The 21384-nt window shown below is 66.3% G+C and carries 13 protein-coding genes; 6 read left to right on the top strand and 7 right to left on the bottom strand.

Going from position 1 to position 21384, the window contains the following annotated elements:
* Positions 1-70 precede the first annotated feature (70 nt).
* The 3 genes from araA (at position 71) to ACZ5B4_RS14360 (ending at position 6413) form a co-directional block, all read left to right on the top strand.
* Complete coding sequence (gene araA, locus ACZ5B4_RS14350) at positions 71-1561, top strand: L-arabinose isomerase (protein WP_464911917.1); 1491 nt, start codon at positions 71-73, stop codon at positions 1559-1561.
* Between the two features lie 206 nt (positions 1562-1767).
* Positions 1768-3732, top strand: a complete 1965-nt coding sequence (locus ACZ5B4_RS14355) for a sodium:solute symporter (RefSeq protein ID WP_464911918.1) — start codon at positions 1768-1770, stop codon at positions 3730-3732.
* Positions 3733-3992: 260 nt separating this feature from the next.
* Entirely contained in the window at positions 3993-6413 is a 2421-nt protein-coding gene (locus ACZ5B4_RS14360) for an alpha-L-arabinofuranosidase C-terminal domain-containing protein (protein WP_464911919.1), read from the top strand.
* Between the two features lie 55 nt (positions 6414-6468).
* Here the strand turns inward: ACZ5B4_RS14360 and ACZ5B4_RS14365 are convergent, their stop codons facing one another.
* Positions 6469-9837 (bottom strand): UvrD-helicase domain-containing protein, encoded by a 3369-nt coding sequence (locus ACZ5B4_RS14365; RefSeq protein ID WP_464911920.1) that lies wholly within the window; start codon positions 9835-9837, stop codon positions 6469-6471.
* A gap of 141 nt (positions 9838-9978) precedes the next feature.
* Entirely contained in the window at positions 9979-12900 is a 2922-nt protein-coding gene (locus ACZ5B4_RS14370) for a PD-(D/E)XK nuclease family protein (protein WP_464911921.1), read from the bottom strand.
* A gap of 421 nt (positions 12901-13321) precedes the next feature.
* On the opposite strand from ACZ5B4_RS14370, the gene ACZ5B4_RS14375 reads away from it, so the two are divergent.
* Positions 13322-14218, top strand: a complete 897-nt coding sequence (locus ACZ5B4_RS14375; protein WP_464911922.1) for a UTP--glucose-1-phosphate uridylyltransferase — start codon at positions 13322-13324, stop codon at positions 14216-14218.
* Between the two features lie 110 nt (positions 14219-14328).
* Entirely contained in the window at positions 14329-15345 is a 1017-nt protein-coding gene (locus ACZ5B4_RS14380; protein WP_464911923.1) for a mevalonate kinase family protein, read from the top strand.
* Between the two features lie 92 nt (positions 15346-15437).
* On the opposite strand, the gene ACZ5B4_RS14385 is transcribed toward ACZ5B4_RS14380, so the two are convergent.
* The 4 genes from ACZ5B4_RS14385 to ACZ5B4_RS14400 form a co-directional block, all read right to left on the bottom strand.
* Positions 15438-15911, bottom strand: a complete 474-nt coding sequence (locus ACZ5B4_RS14385) for a carboxypeptidase-like regulatory domain-containing protein (RefSeq protein WP_464911924.1) — start codon at positions 15909-15911, stop codon at positions 15438-15440.
* Between the two features lie 83 nt (positions 15912-15994).
* Entirely contained in the window at positions 15995-16963 is a 969-nt protein-coding gene (locus tag ACZ5B4_RS14390) for a DUF1559 domain-containing protein (protein WP_464911925.1), read from the bottom strand.
* Between the two features lie 119 nt (positions 16964-17082).
* Positions 17083-17355: a hypothetical protein gene (locus tag ACZ5B4_RS14395; protein WP_464911926.1), complete on the bottom strand. Its 273-nt coding sequence runs from the start codon at positions 17353-17355 to the stop codon at positions 17083-17085.
* 115 nt (positions 17356-17470) lie between these two features.
* Positions 17471-18490 carry a DUF1559 domain-containing protein gene (locus ACZ5B4_RS14400; RefSeq protein WP_464911927.1) on the bottom strand — a complete coding sequence of 340 codons (1020 nt, stop codon included), beginning with the start codon at positions 18488-18490 and terminating at the stop codon, positions 17471-17473.
* 385 nt (positions 18491-18875) lie between these two features.
* Here ACZ5B4_RS14400 and ACZ5B4_RS14405 point away from each other — a divergent pair, with 385 nt between their 5' ends.
* Positions 18876-19883, top strand: a complete 1008-nt coding sequence (locus ACZ5B4_RS14405; RefSeq protein WP_464911928.1) for a leucine-rich repeat domain-containing protein — start codon at positions 18876-18878, stop codon at positions 19881-19883.
* On the opposite strand, the gene pabB is transcribed toward ACZ5B4_RS14405, so the two are convergent.
* Positions 19862-21376 (bottom strand): aminodeoxychorismate synthase component I, encoded by a 1515-nt coding sequence (gene pabB, locus ACZ5B4_RS14410; RefSeq protein ID WP_464911929.1) that lies wholly within the window; start codon positions 21374-21376, stop codon positions 19862-19864. The genes ACZ5B4_RS14405 and pabB overlap by 22 nt on opposite strands.
* Positions 21377-21384 lie beyond the last annotated feature (8 nt).

Raw genomic sequence — 21384 nt, forward strand, 5'->3', positions numbered from 1 at the left:
GGATGTGGCGCGCGGCGGAATGAGGAACAGGGGCCGTCCGAAGGTAGGTCATCGAGGAGATCCCCCGGCAATGATCGATCTGAAGCAGTTCGAATTGTGGTTCGTGACCGGCAGCCAGACGCTGTACGGCGAGGAGACCCTGAAGAAGGTGGCGGACCATGCCCGGGCCGTCGCCGAAAGCTTGGACGCGGCGGCCGAGATTCCGGTGCGGGTGGCGTATCGACCGCCGGTCACCGATCCGGAGGCCATTCAGCGGCTGTGCCGGGAGGCGGACGCCGCGCCGGAGTGCGTGGGCCTGATCACCTGGATGCACACGTTCTCGCCGGCCAAGATGTGGATCGCCGGGCTGCGGGACCTGGCCAAGCCGTTCGTCCATTTGCACACCCAATTCAATCGCGATCTGCCTTGGTCCGCGATCGACATGGACTTCATGAATCTGAACCAGTCGGCGCACGGCGACCGCGAGTTCGGCTATCTTTGCAGCCGAATGGGGCTTCGCCGTGCCGTCGTGGTGGGACATTGGCAGGATCCGCAAGTGCGCCGGCGGCTGGGCGAATGGTCGCGGGCGGCGGTGGGGCGGCACGAGCTGCGCCGCGTCCGCATCGCACGCTTCGGCGACAACATGCGCGAGGTCGCCGTCACCGAGGGCGACAAGGTCGAGGCGCAGATCGCGCTGGGGTGTTCCGTGTCGGGCTACGGGTTGGGCGATCTGGTCGCCGCCGTGGAGCAGGTCTCCGACGCCGCAATCGACCGCCTGACCGCCGAATACGACGCGCAATATGCGGTGGCCGCCGAATTGCGGCCCGGCGGTCCGCGACGCGGCGAGCTGCGGGAGGCGGCGCGGATCGAGCTGGGGCTGCGAGCATTCTTGCAAGACGGCAATTTCCAAGGGCTGACGGATACCTTCGAGAACCTGCACGGCCTGCGGCAATTGCCGGGGCTGGCCGTCCAGCGGCTGATGGCCGACGGCTACGGCTTCGGCGCGGAGGGCGACTGGAAGACGGCGGCCCTGCTCCGCGCCATGAAAGTGATGGCGGCGGGACTGCCCGGCGGCACCTCCTTCATGGAGGATTACACCTATCACCTGGCGCCCGGCGAGGAAATGGTGCTGGGCGCGCACATGTTGGAAGTGTGCCCCAGCATCGCGGCCGATCGGCCCTCGTTGGAGATTCACCCCTTGAGCATCGGCGGGAAGGAGGACCCCGTCCGGCTGGTGTTCGATGCCCGCCCCGGACCGGCCGTCAATGCCGCGCTGATGGATTTCGGGGATCGCTTTCGCTTGCTGGCCAACGCGGTGGAGACGATAGCGCCGCCGGCCGAGCTGCCGCGGCTGCCGGTGGCGCGGGCGGTGTGGAAGCCCTTGCCCGACTTCAAGACCGCCGCGGCCTGCTGGATACTGGCGGGCGGGGCGCATCATACGGCCTACAGCCAAGGCGTGACGCTGACCATGTTGGAGGACCTGGCCGAAATGCTGGGGCTGGAGTTCTTCGCCATCGGTCCCGAGACGTTGCCGACGGCGTTTCGCCGCGAAGTGCGGGCGGCGAACGATCGGCGGAGGTGACGTCGCACGCCCGGCGTCCGCGGCTCGGCGCGAACGGCGCCCGCCGGTCGGAGGCGGCAACCGCTGCGACGCTTGAGAAGTCCGGCGGCGGGAGGGTAAAGTAAAACCTTTACGGCGGGCGGGGTGGTCGGACGGCTTCCCCCCAACCTCTTATCGAGCAGCTATCGGTCGCGGAGTTTTTCCCAATCAGCAGAGGGGATCGCTTCATGGCAGGCTTAGACTGGATGGTCATCGCGGCGTATTTCGTCGTCCTCTTCGGCTTGGCCTGGTGGGTCATTCTGAAAGGGAAGGATACCGCGGACGATTACTTCTTGGCCGGCCGCAATTTGGGCTGGTTCGTGGTGGGCGCGTCCATCTTCGCCTCCAACATCGGCTCGGAGCATTTGGTGGGACTGGCGGGGTCGGGCTGCACGGACGGCGTGGCCATGGCCCATTACGAACTGCACGCCTGGTGCCTGCTGATTCTGGCCTGGGTCTTCGTGCCCTTCTACCTCCGCTCCAAGGTCTTCACCATGCCGGAGTTCTTGGAACGCCGCTTCAGTCCCGGCGCGCGATGGCTGCTCTCCTTGATTTCGCTGGTGGCCTACGTGCTGACCAAGATCGCGGTCGGCATCTTCGCCGGAGGGATCGTCTTCCAGACCCTCCTGCCCGACGTCCACGTCGCGATCGGCCCGTACGACCTCAACAGCTTTTGGGTCGGCTCGTTCGCGGTCATCATCCTGACGGGTTTGTACACGGTGCTGGGCGGGATGCGGGCGGTGGCATACACCGAGGCCTTGCAGACGTTCATCCTGGTGATCGGCTCGGCCCTGGTGACGATCTTCGGCCTCCGCGTGCTGGGCGGGTGGAGCGGCCTGCGAGAAGTCTGCGGCGGCGAGATGTTCAACTTGTGGAAGCCGCTGGCCCCCGCCGGCTGGACCGGCACCTGGAAGCCCGTCCTGGACGAAGGCTCCAAGACCATGGCCTGGTATTTCAACAGCAATTATCCCTGGTTGGGGATGCTGATCTGCGCCCCGATCAGCGGCCTGTGGTATTGGTGTACGGATCAGTACATCGTGCAACGGTGCTTGGGCGCTCCGAGCGAGAAGGAAGCGCGGCGGGGAGCGATTTGGGCGGCCATCCTCAAGCTCTTGCCGGTCTTCATCTTCATCATCCCCGGCATGATCTGCTTGGCCGTATCGGTCAGCGGCCGCAACGAAGACCTCACCCGGCAGTTCTTCACCGCGGAATTGGAAAAGGCCCTCTCGCGCGATCCGCAGGTGATCGCCCAGACCAAGAGCGAGGTCAAGCCGATCGCCATCGGCCGGGTCAGCGTGCCCGGCGGCGAGGTCCGCGAAATCCAGGGGCAGCAGGTGGTGACCAACGGCAAGGTGGCCGTGGTGGGCGGCGAAATCCGCCGAGAGCAAGACGGCTATGTCGTCACCGGCGGCAAGGTGTACGTCAACTCGCAGAGCACGCAGGCGGCCTTCCCGCTGATGGTCCGCTACGTGCTGCCGCCGGGCGTGCGGGGGATCGTGGTGGCGGGCTTGTTGGCCGCCCTCATGAGTTCGCTGGCCGGCGTCTTCAACGCCTCCTCCACGCTCTTTACCATGGATTTCTATAGCAAGCTGCGGCCCGCCGCCTCGCAGTCGGAATTGGTCTGGACCGGCCGCATGGCCACCACCGCCATGGTGGTCATCGGGCTGGCGTGGATCCCCGTCATTCAAGGTGCGCGGGGACTGTACGACTACCTGCAAAGCGTACAAGGCTATTTGGCCCCGCCGATCTTCACGGTGTTCTTCCTGGGCGTGTTCTGGAAGCGCCTCAACGCCAAGGGTTGCCTTTGGGCCTTGGCCGTGGGGTTCGCGCTGGGCGTCTTCCGGCTGGCGGTGGATACGCCCGTTAAGCTCTTCGGCGTGGTCTATCCCGAAGGCTCGTTCCTCTGGATCGTCAACAACATCTTCTTCCAGTACTTCGCCGTGCTGATCTTCGTGGTGAGCGTGGTCGTGATGATCGCGGCCAGCTATCTGAGCAGCCCGCCGGATGAAGCCAAGATTTCCGGCCTGACGTACGGGACGATCACTGAAGAGCAGCGCCGCGAGTCGCGAGCCACCTGGAACGCGGTGGACGTGCTGGCCTCGGCGTTCGTGCTGGCGGCCATCATCGCCGCGTACTTGTATTTCCGGGGGTAATCCTCCGGCGTGAGTATCCGAGCCTCCGGCGTAGGTATCCGAGCCTCCGGCGTAAGCCGGAGGTGGTTCGGCGCTACCCAGGGTTTCACCACCAGCTTACGCTGGTGGCTCCACGAATAATTCCACCACCGGGTTACGCCGGTGGCTCAAGGCGAATTGCTCGGCGAAACCGAATTCGAGGATGGGGGTTGAATATTCTCAAGGGGTTTGTGCCTTTCCGTAGGGGTTTGTGCCTTTCCGTAACCCGAGGACGACGTGCGATGAACAACTTGAATCCGACGCGCTTCTTCACCGGCCGGCGTTCCATGTGGTCGGCCCTCTGCCGGGCGACGTGCCTGACGGCCGCAATTTCGCTGCATCCGCTGTTCGGGCAAGAGGTGCGGCTCTCCGTCCGCCCCGACCAAGTCGTGAATCCGGTGGACGTCAAGGTGTACGGCCACTTCTTGGAGCACATCTACCACTCGGTCAACGGCGGCCTGTGGGGCGAGCTGGTGTGGAACCGCAGTTTCGAGGAGTTGAGCGGCGGGCAGTGGCGCGTCCAAGACGGTGAAATCGTGCAGCGCGGATTGGGCACCAACCAGCGCTGGGTCTTCGGCGATCCCGCTTGGGGCGACTACGAATTCACGCTCCAAGCCCAAAAGACCGGCGGCGAGGAAGGCTTCCTCATCCTCTTCCGGGTGCAAAACGAGCAGGATTTTTACTGGTGCAATCTGGGCGGCTGGGCCAATCAGTATCACCAATTGGAGCGCGGCCGGAGCGGCGAAGGACGCTGGCACGGCGTCGGTCCCCGCGTGGAAGGCCGCATCGAGACCGGCCGCTGGTACGACATCCGCGTGCGGTGCGAGGGTACCCGCTTTCTCGTTCAGCTCGACGGCCGGACGATCATCGACTGGACCGATCCGGCGGGCCATCGCACGGGGGCGGTGGGCGTGGGCACCTGGGCCACCCAAGCCCGATTCCGCAACCTCAAAGTCACCGACCTTGCCGGGAACGTCCTCTACCAAGGCTTGCCGGATTCGGCCCAGCAAAGCGTGAGCCTTAAGCACTGGCGATTCGCCGGGCAAGGCCGCCTCGCCTTGGAGGACGAGCACCCGCTCAACAGCCGCCTGGCGATTTGGATCGAAGGTGCCGACGGCGAGAGCGTCTTGCGGCAAGGGCCGCTGGCCTTGCGGCGGAACGAATGGTACGTCGGCTCCCTCTGGGTCCGCGGCACGGCGCCCTTGGGAATGTCGGTGCGACTCATGGACGGTGCTCAACCGCTGGCCGTGCAAAGCATCTTCGCGCCGGGCGAGGATTGGCGGGAGGTGCCCATCCGGCTCCGTCCCCATGCCGACACGGACAACGGCACGCTGGAGATCGCCTTGCGGGGCGAAGGCCGCGTCTGTCTCGATCAGGTCAGCCTCATGCCGGAGAGTTGGGCGGCGGCGGGCGGCTTCCGTCCCGATCTGCTCCGAGCCGTCAACGACTTGCAACCGCCGCTGATCCGTTGGCCCGGCGGCTGCTTCGCCTCAGCCTATCGCTGGAAGGACGGCATCGGACCGCAGCACCAGCGCCGGATCTATCCGCGGGATATCTGGGACGATCAGGACGTCAACTCCTACGGCACGGACGAGTTCATCGCCATGTGCCGCAAGGTCGGGGCCGAACCGATGCTGGTGGTGAACATCGGCACGCCCGCCTGGAACTCCAATCCCGATCCCGAGGAATTCATGCAGGACGTGCTGGATTGGATCGAGTATTGCAACGGTCCGGCCGATTCGAAGTGGGGCGCGGTCCGCGCGGCGAACGGTCACCCCGAGCCGTACGGCGTCCGGTATTGGGAGATCGATAACGAGACGTGGCACATGCGGGCGGAACCGTACGCCGAGGCGGTCCGCCGCTACGCGCCCGCCATGCGCCGCGCCGATCCGTCCATCAAGTTGGCGGCCTGCGGCAGCGGCGGCATGGGGCGCGACGCCCATCAATGGAACCGCGTCGTCATCGAGCAGTGCGCCGATTTGATCGACTACCTCAGCATCCATCACTACGAAGACCCGAATCGTTTCGCGGAGGGGCCCCGGGCGTACGAGGCCTTCTTCGAGCAGACCGGCCGAATGATCGCCGACTCGAAGAATCCGAACCTCAAGCTCTTCGTCTCGGAGTGGAACGCGCAGAGCACGGATTGGCGGACGGGCCTGTATTGCGGCGGGATTTTGAACGGCTTCGAGCGGACCGGCGACGTGGTGGAGATCGCCTCGCCCGCCCTATTCCTCCGCCACGTCTCGGCGACGGCGTGGGACAACGCCTTCATCAACTTCGATCACCGCACGTGGTTCCCCGCCCCCAACTACGTGGTGATGAGGCTTTGGCGGGAGCACTACCAGCCGCTGCGCGTGGCGTTGGAGGGGGAGACCGGCCCGCTGAACGCCGTCGCGACGCGCTCGGCCGAGGGCGAGACGGTGGTCCTGAAGGCCGTCAACCCGACGGATCAGGTCGTGACTCTGACGGTCGCCGTGGCGGCGGAGGGGTTCACGCGGGCGGCAGCCCGGCAGGTCGCCCCGGGGAGTCTCCGCGCCCGCAACAGTCTGGAGAAGCCCGACGCCGTGGTCCCCGTCGCCGCGGAGGTCTCCCGCGGACCGGAGGGATTCCGCGTTACGCTCCCCGGTTACTCGGCCACGGTCGTGGAACTCCGCCGCGAGTGAGCGATCGGGCCGCGCGAGCGCGAGCCTGGGCCGAGGCGGATCCGACCCTGGGGCGTCAGCCCGACGCGCCGGGATCGCCCACGGCGATGACTTTGTCGCGGTACACGAACGCCAACGAGGCGGCCACGCGATCCCGTGAAAGCCCCAACAGGGAGGCCGCCGCGTCGCGGTAATTCTCCAGTTGCGGGCGATAGAAGGCCGCCCGGCCCTCCGGCTCGTCGTCGGAAGCGGCGCCGCCTTGGGGCGATGCGGCGGCGGTCGGCTTGTCCGTCTTGTAGTCGATGACGTGGGCCAGAACAGGCCTGCCGGCTCGATAGGCCACCGTCACGCGGTCGAATTGGCCGCGGCAGAACGTGCCGTCTTGCAGGAAGATCGCAAAGGGACGTTCCCGCCAAACGACCCACTCGGCGTCCGCGAGGGGTTGGCACGCCTCCCGAAGCGATCGGGGAAGGAACGCGTCGGGGGTCTTCCGCGACAAGAGCCGCCGCAATTCCTTTCCCTTAAGCAGGCGGCGGAATTCCGCCGACAGCCGGGGGAGGTCTTGGATCAACTCGGGGTTCGCGGCGAACTCGGCGGCCGCGGCATCTTGCAAGGTGCGATCGTCCGGTGGGCCGTCTTCCAACCATTCGATCTGCGAAAACCAAAGATGGAGGACGCTCCCCTCGTCCATCGCCCGCCGCGGCGGGCGGCGAAAGAGATCGCGGAGCGGGCGGTCGCGGCCTTCCAAAGCGTGCGGCGACACCCACTGCACGGCCCGCGGAGTCCGTCCTCGGCGCGGAAAGCGGATCGGCGCCGGGGCGGGGGCCGGGGCAGGCGGAGTCCCCGACGACGGCTCCCGGCGGGGCTGCCAGTCGGGATTGCCGCACGTCCACAGCACCGTGCCGGGCGGGACGCGGCGGATCGCGGGCGGATCGCGGTCCTCGTCCGGCGGTACCAACGCCGCCCGCAGGATCCCCGCCCACGTCAGCGGCAGCCGCTTCTCGTTCTTTCGCGAAGGCTCGATCAGCATGTGGAGGGCGTGGACGGCCCGCGTCATGGCCACGTACAGCAGGCACAACGACTCCCGGATGACGCGATGCCGCGCCCGGTCGAAACGTTCGGCGAACTCCTCGGGCAGGACGCCCAGCTCGCGCAGTTCGCGATCGGTCCAGGCGCAGACCCAGTCGAATTTTCCGCCGCCCTCGGGGCGATCGGCCGCCACGTTGGGCGGCTGGCCTTCGAGCCGTTGATCCAAGTCGGGCAAAACGACGATCGGGAATTGCAATCCTTTGGAGGCGTGGATCGTCATCAAACGCACCACGCCTTGCGAGGGTTCGGCCTCGCGCCGGCTCTCGATCCAGCGGACGAAATCGTCCACGCGGAACCGGCCGCGGGCCTCGTAGGCGTAGGCCGACACCGCCAATCGTTCCAAGCGGGGCAGGTCCTCGACCGCCGAGAAGGGAAGCAGGCTGCGGGCGTAGTCGAAAATCACCGGGCCGTAGCCGAGCCGGCCGATTTGCGTCCTCAGGCGGAGGGAAAGCTCGCATCGCGCGGCCGATCGCTCCTCCGGCGACCAGGCGGGGTACGATTCCCAGCCGACGGTCTTGGCCAGCGGAGAATGCGCCACATGGAAGGCGGCCGCCGTATCCCCGGGATGATCCGCCAGTCGCAGCAACGACAGGATGACCCGCACGCCGGGGGCGAGGTCCAACGGGTTGCCGGCCTCCTCGCTGACCGGAATCCCCAGTCGCCGCAGGCCCGTCAACACAGGGGGAATCGCGTTCTTCTTACGAAACAGGACGCCGATTTCGAGATCGGGATGGCGGCGGTGCAGCTCCGCGATGGATTGCACGGCCAAGCTCGATTCCGGCGCGGTCTCGTCCGGCGCGGCGTTCTCGGCTTCGTCGGCGTCTTCGTGGGGGCGGATGCCGGTCGCCGCCGCTTCCTTGCTCATCAGGACGCAGTAACCGTCCAGCTCGCGCCGGGCCGTGTCGTGCGGCTGGAAGGCGCTTGCGAAGGCCTGTGCCGCTTGCCGCGCGATGTCGCGATCGCCGGAATCGCCGCCCATCTCGAAGACCGCGTTTTGGGGCAAGGTTTGGAACACGCGGTTGACCGTTTCGATGATCACCGGGCTGGAGCGGTAGCTGCGGTCGAGCGGGCGGATTTCGATTTCGGGAAGCTCGCGGGGCAGATTCTCGATGATCGCCGGTTCGCTCCCCCGCCAACCGTAGATCGACTGTTTCACGTCCCCCACGCAAAAGATGGTTCCCGCGTCGTCGGCCCGGATGCGTTCCACCAAGGGACGCAGGGCTTCCCATTGGGGCATGGAGGTGTCCTGAAACTCGTCCAACAGGAGGTGCTCGACGGTGCCGTCCAGGCGAAAGGCCGGCAAGGGGGAAGTCCGCCAGGCGGCGGCCAATCCGTCGCGCACCTGCCGCGTGACGTCGGCGAAGGTCAGCCCGCCCTCCCGCCGCTTCATCGCCTCGTAGCTGTCGCGAAACTCGTTCAGCAGGCGGAAGATCGCCGCGGTCTGCCGGCGGATACGGTTGCGCAGGACGGCTTGCGCGTGGGCGATCAGCGGTTCGTACACCGCTTCCATCTCGGGGTCCACGGGCCGGCGATAGTAGGTGCCCGCGCCGGAGGCAATCGCCTTGGCGATGCCGGCGGCCAGGAACTTCTCCCAAGCTCCCTCCCGAGCGCGATCGGCGTCGGCGCACAGCGCATTGGCGACGCGTTGGTCGGTGTTCGCGCCCATTTCCTTCTCGTAGCGGTCGTGGAGCTTGTCCACGGCGTCGATGGCGGCCTGCAACTCCTGCGGAGTAAGCTCGCGGGCCTCGGGGAGGGCCGACCATGCGGCCTCTTCCGATTCCAGGAAAACCAGATCGTAGAGTTGATACACCAGTTCCAGCAATTGATCGGTCACGGAGCGGGCGGCGTGTCCCTTGGTGAGAAGCCGCATCCATTCGGCGGCCTTGGAGCTTTTCTCGCGGGCCAGCATGTCCGCGATCGCCCGCAGACGCAGCCGCCGATCCGCCTCCTCATCCAAGATCGTCCAGGTCCAGGGCAGGTCCAATTCCAGGCGGAATCGCTGGGCCGCACGCACGAAAAAGCTGTCCAGCGTGCAGATGTTGATCCGATCCAAGCGATCCACCAAGGCCCGCAACCGCGCGAAACAGTCGTTCGGTCCCAAGGTCATGTCGACGGCCTGGGCCAGGGATCGGGCCTGTTCGGGGTGCTCGGCCGCTTCGAGCAGCCGGGCGAGGAGACGGTCGAGGATCTCGCGCGCGGCCTTGCGACTGAACGTGGCGGCCAAGATGCTCTCCACCGGCCGGCCCGTCAAAAGCAGCCGGGCCAAGCCGTGGATCAACTGGTACGTCTTCCCGGAACCCGCCGAAGCGCGAATCAGCAACTGCCGGGGGTAGCCCGGGCTGGTGGAATTGTTCATGCCGCCGCTTCCTCTCTGCTTCTTTGTGCGATGGGATTTCTTTCTTGGGCCGCCGGTTCGCACCACTGTGAACCGCCGCCAGGATGCCGATGCGACCGCGCCGTGCAAGCGGCTCCGCCCTTCCCGCGGCGGCCGCGGCGACTACCGAGCCTTGCCGATGATCCGATCCAGTTCCTCGAAGCCGGGCGGCGGGGGATCGGCGGGCGGCCAATACCGACCGCGGCACACCCAGCGGACCACCTCTCGGGCAGCCTCCACGGCGTGATCCCGTTCCTCGCCGCTCCAGTCCGCGTATTCCGGCTTCGTCTTGCTTGTATCCTTGGGCAAGAGGAAATAGCCGAGCCGGACCGTCGGCGCGGCCCGCACGTCGGAATCTCCTCGGCCCTGCTCCGACAAAAAGTCTTGAACCAGGAATTCGTAGAGCGGCAATTGCAAATCGACCCAGCGTTTGGCGACCTCGCCCGGATGCACGATCTTTTCCCAGAGCGCCTCCGGCAAATGCGGCGGCCGCTGCGGGTCGCGCAGGCGTTTGCGATGCGTCTCTTCCGGGCCCGCCCCGGCGTCGCTCAGCTTGTAGTCCAGAATTGCGTATGTGTTGCTCTCGGGGTGATAGTCGATGCGGTCGATGCGGCCGACGATGCGGACCTCGAAGTCGTCGATGCCGAAGGAGCGAGACACGGGATACTCGCAGGCGAGGATCCGCCAGCCCTGCCCCGCTCGTTCCGCTTGTTGCCGGGCGAACGCCGCCAGCCGCTGCTTGAGCTGCTCGATTTGCACGGCGACGGCGGGCTTGGGCCGCGGGCCGAACCGCGCCTCGGCCACGCCGTCCAAGCGCGCCGCCAAATAGCGTGCCACGGCCTCCGCGTCGTCCGAGTCCTTCCGCGCGGATCGTCCGAAATCGCTCAACACTTGGTGCGCCAAGGTGCCGAAGTCCATCGCCGAAAGCTCCTCGACGTCGTCGGAACAAGCCTCCAAGCCGAGGCGGTGGCGAAGATAGTAGCGATAGGGACAAGCCAAGTAGTCGCGGAACTCGGTCACGCGCATATCGGCGGGCGGGGGCAAGTCTTCCGGGAGGGGCGGCGCCCAAGGGTCGTTCCCGCCGGTCGGCACCGCGGGAATCGCCGGCAGGAGCCGGCCGGGGGCGGCCTCCGGACGATCGAAATAGCGTTCCACCTGCCGCAGAAAAACCTCCTTTTCCCGCGAAAATAGCAGCCGGCTGGGAAGCAAGGGGTCGCCGTCCAGGGTCTGTCGGGCGGCGATCAGTCGCCATTCGGCGCGGCTCTTCATCAGCAGCGTCAGGCCGTAGGCGTCTCGGGCGAACCGCCGCGCGTTGTCGTTCAGTTCCAAGGCCTCCCGCATCCGATTGGGCAGAAACGGATCGTTTCCCACGGCCGAGGGCACCAACCCCTCGTTCATGTTCGTGACGAGGGCGGCCGGCGCATCGTCCCAGGGGATCTCCAGCCAACCGACCAGCTCCACCGCGTCGGTCAGGGGCGGAGGCGGCAAACGGCAGCCCCGGAGTTCGCTTTCCAAGAGCGGCAGCCAATCCCCTTCTTTCAGCTTGACGCCGGCGCGTTCCCAGAGGGCGTCGGGCACCTCCTGCCAGGCGTGCAGAGCGGCGGCGATGTGCCGGCACGCCTCGCGGCAGGTCTGGTCGGCGCGGGCCGGCACGCTCGCTTCGCTTGCCCCGTCCTCCTCGACCGGCCGCCATGCCTCTCCGGCCGGGTCGAGCAAGGCGGCCAAGGTTTGGGCGATGCCGTCCGCCCAGGACTCCGGCGGCATGGCTTCCCGGCGGAGCAGCGATCCCGCGGCTTGGGCCAATAGGGCGTGCACTTGCCTGATGAACTCGGCCTCGCTTCCCTCCGTGTCCATGCCGGCCGCGGCGTCCAACGGCAGGCGGCGCTGCATCCACCGGTCGGCGGCCGTGAGGATGTCCTGATCCGCGCCGCCCGAACGCCGCAAGTGGGCTTCCACCCAGGGGTGGCGCAGTAGGGCGGCCAAATCTTCCGCCGTCCCGCTTGCCGCATAGGCCGACACGTCGCGGAGCAGACGCCAGGGGAGGCTTTCGCTGAGGGGCGCGCCGGGGCCGTAGCGTGCGGGGACCTCCAGCCGCTCCAGGATCCGCAAGAAGAGCGGGGCGAGCGATTCGTCGGCCAGGCCGAGCGTGATCTCGCCCGGCGCAAACGCCGCGCTCCATTGCCGCAGGGTTTCTTCCACCTTGGCGGCCTGTGCGACGGCCTGATCGACCACGGAAATCCGGTCGGGACGAGGCGGCTCCGGCAGCTCGCGCCAGGCCTCGGGGACCAAGGCCCCCCAGCGGTCGAAACGGTGGGCCTCCGCCGCCGGCGCCGCCACCAAGGCCGTCGCGCGGTCGCCCAGCGAATCCAGCATCGCGCGGAGAATGCCGGGCGGATCAACGATTCCCACCAGCGCGATGGGGCGCGCGGTTCGACATTCCCCCCGTCGCACCGCATGGAGCCGGGCCGCATGCACGTCCCAAAAGCCGTGGGCGTCGAGGACCTCCAGATAGATCGCTTGCAGCTCGGCCAGCGCCTGCCAGCGGGGCCCTTCCGGGAAATCGGGGATCTGCCGTTGTGCCCGGTGGGCCGCCTCCTCGAACGTCAGCCCCGCCCCCGACAGCTCCGCGTGCAAACGCAGGAACCAGTCGCCGGCCTGGAGCCGCTCCGGCAGATCGTCCGCGGCGGGCGGACGGCGGAGAATCCGCTCCACGCTCGCGGGACTTCGGCGCCGCAGTTCCTCCAGGGCCGTGACCCAAGCCAGGGTTTGCACGGGCGTCGGCGCGAACGGGCGGTGATTCCGGTAGAGCAGCTCGGGCAGTCCGCCCACGGTCACCACCTGCGGCGGGAGAAAGACCCGGTTGCGGCCTTGGAGGCGGTGAGCCAGCAGCTCGAGGAAGCGTCGCCCCGCCCGGGCCGTGGGAAAGACCGCAATCCAATCGGATAAGTCGATCGCCGCGGTCCCGCCGTCGTCTCGCTGCGCGAGAAACCATTCGACCGCCGAGACCGGCAGCGGGCGATCCCAACCCAAGAAATGACGTTCCATGCGGTCCATCTCCGCCGGTGCCTGAGGCCGAGGGCGCGGCGCGGCAGGCAGGTGCGCCCGCCGCTTCCCCCGACAGGTACGACGCGAGTATCCGTTTCTCCGTCAGTTTAAGCGGTCGGCGCGTCTCGCGGCATCCGCTGCTTCGGTTTTCGCCCCGCCCGTGACGACTCGGTTTCACCTCGGTCCGGCACCTCGTTCCGGCGGTCGAGTCTCGCACGGGGGCGACGGGCACGGTCATGCCGCCTGATTTGCACGGCTGCCCCTATCACCTATATTTCCAAGAGCATTCCGGGGTTATCCTGCGATAAGAGGCCGGGGCGGACCGGCAGGGCATTTGCCGCGGTGTCCGCTCGGCGTTGGGGCTTGCCCGGGCGGGACGGGACGGGCAAGGAAGCGACGTACGCAAGCATGGGGATCGAAGATGTCCGACGGAAAGATCAATGTGGCGGTGGTTCCGGTGGCGGGACGCGGCACGCGGCTCCTCCCGCTCACCAAGAGCCAACCCAAGGAAATGCTGCCGGTGGGACGCAAGCCGGTCGTGCAGTACGTGGTGGAGGAGCTGGCCCGCTGCGGCGTGGAACGCTTCCTGTTCGTCACCGGGCCGGGCAAGACGGCGATTGAAAACCACTTCGACATCGACGTGGAGCTGGTCGAAAGCCTCCGCGAGTCCGGCAAGGAGGAATTGCTCAAGGAATTGGCGTTCGAGCGGGCGGATCTCGACTACTTCTACACGCGGCAGCGGCGCCAATTGGGTCTGGGGCACGCCATCCTGTGCGCCGCGCCGGCGGTGGGCAACGAGCCGTTCGTGGCGGCGTTGGGCGATTCCATCATCGGACTGCATGCCCAGTCGCAAATCGTCCGCCGCATGATCGACGAGTTCCGATCGCAACAAGCGGATGCCGTCATCGCCTTCGAGATCGTTCCCCGCGAGGACGTGGTGCATTACGGGATCGCGCGGCCGGAGGGGCCGCCGGAGGAGGAAAACGGGGTCTTTCGCCTGACCGGCATCATCGAAAAGCCGTCGCTCGCCGAAGCCCCCAGCAACTTGGCCGTGGCCGCCCGCTACGTCTTCAGCCCCGCCATCTTCGAGCACCTCCGCGCCACGGAACCGGGAAAGGGCGGCGAAATCCAGCTTACCGACGCCGTGCAACGACTGATCCAAAGCGGCGGCAAGGTGCTGGGCGTGCGACTCCCGCCGTCCGAACGGCGGTTCGACATCGGCAACTTCGAGAGCTACTTCAAGGCCTTTTTGGAATTCGCCCTGGCCGACGCCGAGTACGGCCCGGAATTGCGGCAATTCGTTCGGGAATTCCTGTAATCGGGCCGTATCGAAGGGGACGCGCGGCCGGCACGACCTGCAAGCGCGGCGGACGCCCTGCCTGAGATCGATCCCGCCGCCGTCACGACTTTCGCGGAAACCGCTTTGCCATGGAATTGATTCGACGTTACGCCTACGCTCGAGCCGGGCTGCTGGGGAATCCCTCCGACGGGTACCACGGCAAGACGATTTCGGTGATCATCCGCGATTTTCGCGCCGAGGCCGTGCTCTACGAATGGGACCGGTTGGAGCTGGTGCTCAGCCAAGAGGATCAAAGCAAGTTTCGATCCGTTCGCGAGCTGGCCCGCGACGTCCGCTTGCACGGCTATTACGGCGGCGTGCGTCTGGTCAAAGCCACCATCAAGAAATTCGTCGAGTATTGCGACGCGCAGGGGATTGCGCTGCACGACCGCAACTTTTCGATCCGCTATCAAAGCACGATACCGCGACAGGTGGGCCTGGCCGGCTCCAGCGCCATCATCACGGCCGTGCTCCGCTGCCTGATGGATTTCTACGGCGTGGCCATTCCGCGGCGGGTGCAGCCCTCCCTCATTCTCTCCGTCGAGACGGACGAGCTGGGCATTGCGGCGGGGCTTCAAGATCGCGTGATCCAAGTTTACGAGGGTCTCGTCTACATGGATTTCGCGAAGGATAAGATGGAGCAAATCCAGGGGTACGCCTGCGGCGTCTACGAGCCGTTGGACCTGGAGCTTTTACCGCCGCTGTATCTGGCCTACGACCCGCGGATCGCCGAGCCGACGGAGGTCATCCACAATGATCTCCGCGGGCGGTATCGACGCGGCGAGCCGGCCGTGCTTCAAGCCATGCAAGAGTTCGCGGCGTTGGCGGAGCGCGGCCGGGCGGCCCTCGCGGCTCGCGATTGGGGGGAGTTCTCCCGCCTGATGGACGCCAACTTCGACCTCCGCCGTTCGATCCTCAACCTGGCCCCCGGGCACATCCGCATGGTGGAGACCGCCCGGCAATGCGGCGTCTCCGCCAAATTCGCCGGTTCCGGCGGAGCGATCGTGGGCATCTGCCCCGACGACGACCGCTTCGAGCGCCTCAAGCAGGCCATGAAGGAGATCGACTGCGTGGTGATTCGGCCGACCGTTCGACCGGAGCAATGATGGGACCGGGAAACCGCCGTCGCGAACAAGGGGTCGCGTCAGGCTTGGTGACGGACGGCGGCCTCCCGGCGCGGGATACGGTCGGACGCCGCTCACGGCGACGTCAGGGCGAAGTCGTAGGTCGTTTGATTCCGCGTCACCTCGACGGTCAATTGCGATTCCTTGTTGTAGCGGGCCGGGACCAGTTCTTGAGGCGGTCCGGCGGGCGCTCCTTCACCGCCCTCCTCGGCACCCCCGCCCTCGCCGTCGAAACCGACGTTCAGACCGGGAATCCGCGTCGCCGTGCTAATCCGCACGATCTTGCGACCGGTGGTGACGCCTTTCTTTCGCGAATCGACTTGAAGCTGGTAGCGACCCGCGGCGTCGGTCAGCCCCACGCAGACGGTCCCATCCTCCGGATTCTCGAACATGACGACGGCGTCGGGGAGCGGTTGTCCGTTCAAGGTCACGGTGCCCGATCCCAAGACCAGATCGAGCTTGGAATAGTCCGCCGCGGTCTTCACGCCGCAACCGGCAAGGAACAGCAAGACCGCGGACAAACTCGATGCAACAATCATCTGTTTCACGATCCGGACTCCTCATACGGCACATCGGAGGCTTTCCCTACGGCGCCGCGCGGTGTGCATGCGCGGAAACCCCGTCTTCCTCGCTAGAACGAGCCGGGCGTTTCCTGGCCGTTGCGGGAGCCGATCCCCTGGTAGACGGAAAGCTCGATCGTCTCGCTCAGAAACCGCACGGAGCCGTCGCAAAAGGCGAAATTCGCCCCGCCGGGATGATAGCTGCCGAACGCGATCTCCATCAAGACGCCGTGCACGGTGGGATCGCGCCACGCGTTGAGTTTGGGATAGGTGGAGGCGATGGCTTCGGAGTATTCCGTACCGCCTTTGCCGCCTTGCACCCAACCGCCGGTCTGGGGCAAGCCGATCTGCCAGTAGTCCATGCCTTGATTATCCTTGACGTACTCGGGATCGGTGTGCATCTCGCCGAACATGGCGGTATGGCTGGTGCCGTCCTTCACGTCGTCGAGTCGGATCTTGCTGTTGCCGAAGAAGACGCCGTCCAGCGGATACTGCTCGAGCGCTACCTTGGGGTTGCCCGGCGGGATCGTGCTCAAGTCGTCCGAGGCCGCCTGCGAGGACGCCACGCCGTTGTAGCTGGTGGGTACGCGGCCCGGGATGTTGTTGTAGTCGAACCTCTCCGCGATCGGCAGGCTGGGGCACCGAAAGGCCGGAATGACGGTTTGGCAGGCCTTGGTGTTCGCCGAGCCGGAGTCCCAGTTGCCGTCTCCCGACTCCTGGAAGATCAGCGTGTCGTAAAGGTTCTTTTGTTCGATGTACGGCAGCAGCATCGCGTGCCATGACTGCTCCAAGTCGCTGAAACCGAAGGGGAGTACCCCGACGGCGCCGTGGTAGTTGTGCATTCCCAGCGCCAGTTGCTTGAGGTTGTTGGTGCACTGGGAACGTCTGGCCGCTTCGCGTGCGGCCTGCACGGCGGGCAGCAGCAGGGCGATCAGAATGCCGATGATCGCAATCACGACCAACAACTCGACCAAGGTGAAGCCCGATCGGGCGCGCCGGTCGGATCCAATCAGGGGTAAATTCCGGAAAAGGCAGAACATAGGCACTCTCCTCAAAAAACGGATGCCACTTTAAGATTTCACGAAAACAGCCGCAATATGCTCCACGCCGGCGGGCGAGTCTCCTCACCCGGCGGGCCAAGGTTCAACCAAGCCAAGGTTCAACGTTGAGCACGCTGAGCACTCTCGGCCTCGAATACCTGCTGATCCTCGGCCTGGATGGCGGCCTGAGTTTCCGGCGTCATGGGCGGCGGAGGGGGCGGCGTGCGATTGCAGCCCGATACGGCCGCGCCGACAAGCATTACCAGCAACGAGACGCATCCTATACGAAGCATGAATGAGGTCTCCGCAAAACTCGGATCGACGTGGACGTCGTCTTCATAAGTCGTCTCCCATCGCCGACCGCCGTCCGGCGTTCGGCAAGGAAAACCCATGCTCAAGCTTCGGCCTAGGATTACCCGCGGCGCCGTTAGGTAGCGACCTAGGCGGGATGTCGGGCGATGCACCGCGGGTAATCCGTCGGCCTGGCGGGTGGAAGGGGGTATTTCTTCAGAATCCGCTATCGATCGGCTCGCCGTCGTCGGTCAAAGACAGGCGGCGAAAGACCTCGTGCTGAATCGTGAAGGATAGGAACCGTACTCCGCCGTCCGCCATGCAGGCGTTCACGCCGCCGGGGTGGGACGATCCGAAGAAGGGGTGCCATTGCCCCCACACGCGGCCGCCCGCGTCGGTGACCGTGGTCCATCCCGTGCCGGGGTTGTACGGCGCCTTGTTGTCGGGGATCGGCGTGATGCCGTAGGTGGTGCCGTTGCTCAACAGGCCGGCGCCGTAGCGCACGATGTCCTCGTCCCAGCCCGCGTTGTTCCAGCGTTCGTTATCGCCGCCGTCGCTGCCGAAGGCCTTGGGATGCAGAGCCTTTTCGGAAACCATGATGGTGTTGGACGAACCGTCGCGAATCAGTTCGACACGAGTGGTGCCGCGGTCGGTCTGAATGATCACCCCCCGCTTGCCGCCGCTGCTGTCCGAAGAGCGGATGCCCGCCGTGTCGCGCTCTCCGGCATTCCCGGCGTAGTCGCTGCGGTAGAACTTGCCGCTGCCGATCGGCTCGGGAATGCGGCGCGACGGGCAGTAGTACACGGTGACCGCCTGCTGAGCGACGAGGTTCTCCTTGGAGTTTTGGCCGGAGCCGATCGTGGTCGGATCATCGCTGTCGCTCGAAAGCTCGTAGACCGTCCGCTGTTCGATGAAGGGGAGGATGTGATACAAAAAGCTCCAGCCGTAGCGGGTTCGCGAATTGCAGCAAACATCCAACGCGTCGGGCTTGCGGTGGTCGCCGTCGCGGGCGCCCGTCGGCAACCGGCCGTACACATCCTGAAAGTTGTGCATCGCCAAGCCGATCTGCTTGAGATTATTGGTGCACTGGGAACGTCTGGCCGCTTCGCGGGCGGCCTGCACGGCGGGAAGGAGCAAGGCGATCAGAATGCCGATGATGGCGATGACCACCAGAAGCTCCACCAGCGTGAAGGCGCTGCGAGGGCCTGATCGGGAAACGGGGTCATGAAACGACATGGCAACAACCTCCTGCTTCTGAAACGGCGCCTTGCAATTTGAGGTAACCGGACCGGCGCCCTTCGCCCGACGACCAACTCTCACCGTGGTTGCTTCGCGCTTGTTTCAGAGCCATCTTAGAAAGGAATTGTTAGAGAATTGTTAGGGAACTGTTAGAAATCTGTTAAAAGGTTCGCCACAATGAGTTGCGTCGAATAAAACTGTGACGCGGAAGCGGCGGCGGATGCGCCCGCCGCGCGCGCGTCGCGCAAAGCCTTTGCCTTTCGTATTTTCCGTGTCGGTTCCATGAGCCGCCGGTTTGGCGTAAACTCGTAACATGGCCCGGCCGTGTGGGTTCCGTGCCGGGTTCGGTCTCCCTGCCTCTTGCATCGCGGAAGGTGTCGCCATGTTGTTTGCCGGCCTGTTGTGTCCGCGGAGGGCTTGCGCCTCCGTCTTTGCCTGGGCGGCACTGCTGTTACCGGGGCTTTGCATGCCGGGTTGCTCGAAACCGGAAGGAAGCCCGCCGACAGCCGACGCCCCGGCCGCGCCGGCCGCTGCCGAGCAGCCCGCGAACGCCGCCGGTGAACCCCGGCCGGGCATGGGGGACGCCGCCGACGCCGCGGCCGCTCCGCTCGCGCTGCGCGACGTCGATCCGGACGCGTTGACGGCTCAGCTCCGGGCGGCGAATCCGGGGTTTCAAGGCGCCGCCGTGATGGAAAAGCAAGGCGGGGAAACGGTGGTGGCGGTCAATGATCCCGCCGTGAAGGACCTCCGTCCCTTGGCCGGCTTGCGCATCCACAAGCTGGATCTGTTCCAATGCGGCGTTGAGGATTTGACGCCGCTTCAGGGGCTGCCCCTGACCGCGTTGGCCGTCGACCGCACGCGCGTCGTGGATTTGAGGCCCCTGCAAGGGATGCCGTTGGAGTACCTTTCGGCGAGCGAGACGCCCGTGGAGAATCTCACGCCCCTCCGCGGTAGTCCGCTGCGGCAACTCAACCTGGTGCGCACCAAGGTGCGCGACCTTTCTCCGTTGGCGGCGTGTCCGCTGCAAAGCCTTTGGCTCAACGATACGCCGGTCCAGGACATCACGCCGCTGGCGCAATCACCGCTGGAGAGCTTGACGTTGGCGGGTACGGCGGTCGAGGATTTACGGCCGCTGAAGGGCATGCCGCTGAAGCGCCTGCACATTGCCCGAACGCCGGTGAAGGACCTCAGCCCTCTCCGCTGGTTGATGCTGGAGCGGCTGGTGTTCACGCCCTCCCGCATCGAGGGCGGGCTGGATGCCGTCCGCGGCATGGCGAGCTTGCGCGAAATCGGGACCGCCTTCGGGGAATCCGACTGGGGGATCGAGGATCGCCTCTATCCGCCCGCCGAGTTCTGGGAACTGTTCGATCAGGGCAAGTTAACGGAGTGAGGGGCGTCTTCGCCGGGCGGCGGGGCGTGGTCGGCCGCGGTCAAGGCGTCGACCATCGCGCGGGCCTTGTCCCAGGTCTCGGCGTATTCGTCGGCGGGATCGGATTGGGCGGTAATGCCGCCGCCCACGGGCACGATCCACCAGCCGCGATCGGCCAGAACCGTGCGGATCAGGATGTTGAAGTCGGCCGCGCCGGAGAAGGAGACGTACCCCAAGGCGCCGCAATACGGTCCCCGGGCATGAGGCTCCAACTCGGCGATGATTTCCATGGCGCGGATCTTGGGCGCCCCGGTGATGGAGCCGCCGGGAAAGACGGCCTGCATCACGTCCCGCCAGGTCTTGCCGGGCGGCAGTTCCGACTCGATCACGGAGACGAGATGGTGCACCCCGGCGTAGGACTCGACGCGATTCCAGGCGGTCACACGGACGCTCTCCGGGCGGCTGACGCGTGAGAGATCGTTACGGAGCAGATCCACGATCATGGTGTTCTCGGCCCGTTCCTTCTCGCCGGCCGCCAGGGCCGCCGCCGCCGCGGCATCGCGTTGGAAATCGGCATCGCGCGGCCGCGTGCCCTTGATGGGCCGCGCTTCCACGCGGTCGCCCTGGATGCGAACCAAGCGTTCCGGGGAGGTGGACAAGAGCTGCCGAGGCCCGAGGTCGAGGAAACCGCCCATGGGCGCGGGGTTATTGCGACGCAGGGCGAGGTAAGCCGAAACCGGATCGCACGCGGCGGGAAGATAGAGCCGTTGCGAGAGATTGACTTGGAAGACGTCGCCCGCCCGAATGTAACGCACTACGCGCCGCACCGCCTCCAGGTATTCCTGCTCGGAGAAGTTGCTCCGGACGCCGAAGGCGGTCGGCCGCGGCGGACCGGGCGGAAACGCCGAAGGCACGGCCGGCGCAGGCCCCGAGTGCGTACCGCGCGGTCGGCTTCCAGGCTCGCTCGCCGCTTGCTCCAAGGCTTGTTCCAGGAGTAATCGGAATCGCCGCAATCGCGAGGCAGCGCGGCGTCGGCGCCGGTCGGGTTGCACGAAGGGAAGCCCCTGCGAGATGAGCCAGACCCGGCGATCGCGGTGATCGATCCCCAGCACGACGTCGTACAGCCCGGCCCAAAACAGCGGAAAGTCGTTGTCCCGAAAGCGCGCGAGGGGAATGGGCAGCTCCTCGAAGTGCCGCCCCAGGTCGTAGCTCCACATGCCGACCAGGCCGCCCGAAAAAGGGCAAGGGCCGGGGGGCGAGGCCGCGACATCGGGCGGGGAGACCGCTGCCGCCGCCTCCTCCAGCATCCGCAGCGCGTCGGAGGTCGTGGCGTCGGTAGGGATCGCCCACACCCGGTATGGGTCGGCCGCCAAGTAGGTGAAACGGCCGGTCGCCTCGTGCGGCAGCGCGGTGTCGAGGCAGACGCAGTAGGGCAAGTCGGCCCAATGCGGCAACAATGTTTCGATGTCCACATAGGGCGCTTCGTGGACGAGCGGCAAGAGGCCCGCGGACACCGGCGGCT

Source organism: Thermogutta hypogea (assembly GCF_055386265.1).